Below are 4,232 nucleotides of genomic sequence, written 5' to 3' on the forward strand. Positions count from 1 at the left end.
TGGACCCGCCAGGAGTCTGCATGGACTGTGAATCAGCAGCAGAACCCAGGAATGCCTCAGGGAGCGCTGTATCAGTCTGGCATGACACCGGACGGCTATCAGGTAGACAGCCAGGGTGTCTGGGTACAGAAGTAGGAAGGATTTACGGATTATCAGTTCTCGGGAATATCGATTGATATAAGAATGCAGTATTAAAACATGATAAAGAGAGGGTATATGACATCGAGGTGTTATATACCCTCTTTTTTCACATTTACCGATATGAAAAAAGGTGAGGAAAACCATAAAATAATCAATTTCATAAATCAGGCAGTGATGGTAAATTAGTACTGTTGCTGTAAAGTGCTATAGAATGAGCCGGGGGGACTCAAAGAAATGCAGCATAATTCCAAAAAGGAGAAGAGTATGATGTATTTTAAGCGGAAAATGCGCAGAGGAATCAGTACGGCACTGATTGCGGCCATGACTGTGGGAAACGCACTCACAGTTTCTGCAGCTCCAGTAGGAGAATGGGATCATAAGGCCGAACTGCTGCAGGGGAATGGAGCAGAAGCCTATGGAACAGAACTGGTGCTCGTGAATGATGGTGTGGAGCCGGACAACACAGGGGCAAAAGAAAATGGCCCCAAGGTGGCAACAGAAGACCAGGTGACACTGGTAATCGGTGAGACGGCAGAGCTCACAAAGCCGGAAGGATTTTCAGAAAATGTTACATGGAGTACGAAATTCCGGAAGTATGACGGAACCTATCTTCGCAATGTAGGTTTTTCCAAAATCAAGCGGGAACTGAAAGAAGGCGAGCGGGATGGCGACCGTGTGGCAGGAGATGCAACAGCGGATCATCTGTTGGCTGTAGAAAAAGCAGAAAACGGAAATGCACAGATTACAGCTAAGCATAAGGGCGAGATGGTTGTAGTTGCGTCTGATGATAATGGAAATACAAAACAGTGGGATGTGAAGATTCTTCATGTGGATCCTTCTGAGCTTCCAGAGGTTACGGCAGAGGATTATGCAAGAATCCGCAGAAACTGGAAGGAGTCTCTGATTGGCACAAATCTTTTGCAGGAGGATGGCGGAGCCGAAATCTTAGCAGCTTTGAATGAGGAAGCGCAGACCGCATGGGATGCTTATGTATACAAAGAGGGAGATGTATGCGAGGGAATTCCGTGGAAGGAAGACGAGGGCGCAAAGGGAAATGCAAACATTCCTTATGAAGATGATGCTGTAGAATTCCGTCCTTCTGTAAAGAAGCTACTGGCAATGACCAAGGCATATGCAGCAGAGGGCGGCGCATTATATAAGAACGAGGCGCTGCTGAAGGATATGATAGAAATTCTGGATTATCTGTGCGGAAAATGCTTTGTGCCCAAGAGCCAGACAGACAACTGGTGGACCTGGGAAATTGGAATCCAGAAGGATCTGATTCCTGCGCTGATTCTTATCCGGGATGAGCTGAATGAAGAGCAGATTATGAAGTATACAGAAGCGCTGTATTTCTTCCAGCCAGATCCCTTCTATGAAGGTGCTATTAACACGGCAAGCACCCATGGAAAAGGCTACCGGAAAGCACAGGGCGCTAATATTATTGACTGTTCCACAACAGCAGTAGGATTGGGCGCGCTGAGAGCGGATAATGAGCTGGTTTACCTTGGAATTCAGGCGTCTTCTCAGACATTTGTAATCCAGGAGGTAGAAGACAGCTCCAAGATAGCGGAAACTGGTTACAAGAGTGGCTTCTATCCGGACGGCTCCTATCTGGATCACATCAGTGTTCCATATCTGGGCGCCTACGGAATTGAATTTATGAAGGGCGGCGTGAGAATTCCGGCTCTGATTGCAGGAACTCCGTGGAAATATTCAGAAGAGGTTCAGAAGAATCTGGAGTACTATATTGTAGAGGGCTTCGGAAACGGTATGTACAAGGGTATGATGCTGGACTGCCTGAAGGGCCGTTCTGTATCGCGTCCTCAGGGAAGCAATAAGGCTGCCGGACGGGAAGCTATGGTAATCATCCTTCAGATGGTAGATTCTCTCAGTGATGAGGCGAAGGCACAGACACTTTCTGCGCTGAAATGCTGGCTGGAAGAGGATCCTGGCTTTGTTGAAAGCCTGAAGGGCGCCGAGAATGTTCCGATTAAGCAGAAGGCGCTGGAAATTCTGGGAGATTCTTCCATCGAGAGCCATGTACCTGCAGTGCATAAATCCTATCCGTTAATGGATCGAGCAATTCACAGAACGGATGATTATCTGTTTGCAGTCTCCATGTACTCTGAGCGAATTCAGAACTCTGAGATTATGAACCATGAAAACCGGTTTGGATGGCATCAGAGCAATGGTATGACCTATCTTTACGATGGAGATAAGCAGTATACGGAGAATTTCTGGAATACGGTCAATCCTCTGAGACTTCCGGGAACTACAGTTGTTCCAGTAAATATCGGAACTGGAAAGCCGGACAGCTCTGGCTATGCGCAGGGCGGAGACTTCCTGGGCACAGAAAGCTGGGTAGGCGGAAGCAGCATTGGAAACTACGGTATCAGCGGTATGGCATTTACCGGAAAGAACCGAGGAATTGCAGGAGACGCATCTGTTACTTATGCGCCGAAGCTGAAGGGTAAAAAGTCCTGGTTTATGTTTGATAATGAAATTGTTTGTCTTGGCGCAGGAATTACAAACGAAGGAATGGATCTTCCGGTAGAGACAACGATTGAGAATAAGAAGCTGAACAAAGACGGAGAGAACCGTTTTGTTGTAGATGGAGAGACAGAGAACCTTCCTGTGAAGGAAGCAGATATTAAGGAGCTGGTAGATCGCAGCGCAGATGTATCAGGAACTGTTTTTGATCAGGTAAGATGGGCTCATCTGGAAGGAAATGAAACTTCCGGAACAGGATATTATTTCCCGATGGAGAATACAGAGATCCAGGCTCGTCGTGGAAAAACCACAGGAAACTGGAGTGATGTAGGTACCTTTGAGGGAGAAAGCACAGAAAATTACCTGGAGCTGTGGATTGATCACGGAAAGAATCCAAAGAATGCAGATTACAGCTATGTACTTCTTCCGGAGAAAACAGCAGAAGAGACAGAAGCTTATGCGGCAGCTCCTCAGATTGCTGTTCTGGAAAATAACGAGAGCGTACAGGCTGTATATCATCAGGGCCTGAACATGACCGGAATCAATTTCTGGAATAAAAACGGCGGATCGGTAAATGATGTAACCAGCAGCAGCGCAGCATCTGTGATGCTTCAGGAGTCAGAGACAGGCCTGCTGACCGTGGCAGTTTCTGATCCGACTATGAAAAACAAAGAAACAATCCAGATTACCCTTCGTAAGCCGGTTGCTTCAGAAGAACGTCTGGATGAGAATGTAACCTGTGAACAGAAGGCAGACGGAAGCACAGTGCTGACCTTCCAGATGGAGGGAACCAACGGCGCTTCTTCTATGGCAGAGCTTCAGCTGCAGGCATCGATTGCTCCGGCAGCAGTTCAGCTGGAAAAGGGCAGCTCCCAGGAGTTTGAAATCCGTGATTACGGTCTGGGAATTCAGCAGACAGAATGGTCTGTACAGGGAACAGGAGTTTCTCTGGCAGAAGGTACTGCAGTGGATGAAAACGGAGTGCTTCTGATTGACGAGGAAGAAAAAAATACAGCTCTGGTTGTAACTGCAGAAACAGATACCGGAGTGACCTTCTATGCATATGTATCTCTGGGAAGTCCGGCATCTGCAGAGCTTCCGCAGGAGATTCAGGAGCTGAAAATCGCCATAAGGAATGCGCTGAAGGCAGCAGAAGAAAACGGAACAGATTCTGAAGAGGCCAGAGAGGCTGTGAAGCTTGCTGTAGAAGAAATTGCGGATACAGACAATGATAAGCTGATTCGCTACATGATTGATGATGTTCTGGCTGTTTCCGAGCTGTATCAGGAGGCATTCGCAGGAACGGAGTATGCAGTGGAGGAGGCAGAAGAGATATCTGAGGATGCCGCAGAGCTGAGTCCAGCAGTTGCATATGGTATGGCTTTAAGTATTCTTCCATCCGAGGCAGAAGGTCCTTCCAGAGCAGTTCTGGTGATTGGTGAGGCTGAGAAGGAAGACGGACCGGCAGCAACACCGTCTAATGCAGAGATTCTCGATGAGGAGGATGCAGACATTGTAGATGAGGATGAGTGGATTCTGTCTGAGGACGAGGAAGCAACACCGTCTAATGCAGACTTCGTGGAGAATCGCAAGGCCAC

1 protein-coding gene is annotated in these 4,232 nt (G+C 47.6%); it reads left to right on the forward strand.

Translation table 11 applies throughout. The features are described 5' to 3' along the window. Positions 1-405: 405 nt before the first annotated feature. A partial coding sequence (locus ACESON_RS15140) for a polysaccharide lyase 8 family protein (protein ID WP_373110754.1) occupies positions 406-4,232 on the forward strand: 3,827 nt, incomplete at its 3' end.

The sequence above is a fragment of the Lachnoclostridium sp. Marseille-P6806 genome, assembly GCF_964238185.1.
In the GTDB taxonomy this organism is placed as follows: domain Bacteria; phylum Bacillota; class Clostridia; order Lachnospirales; family Lachnospiraceae; genus Brotaphodocola.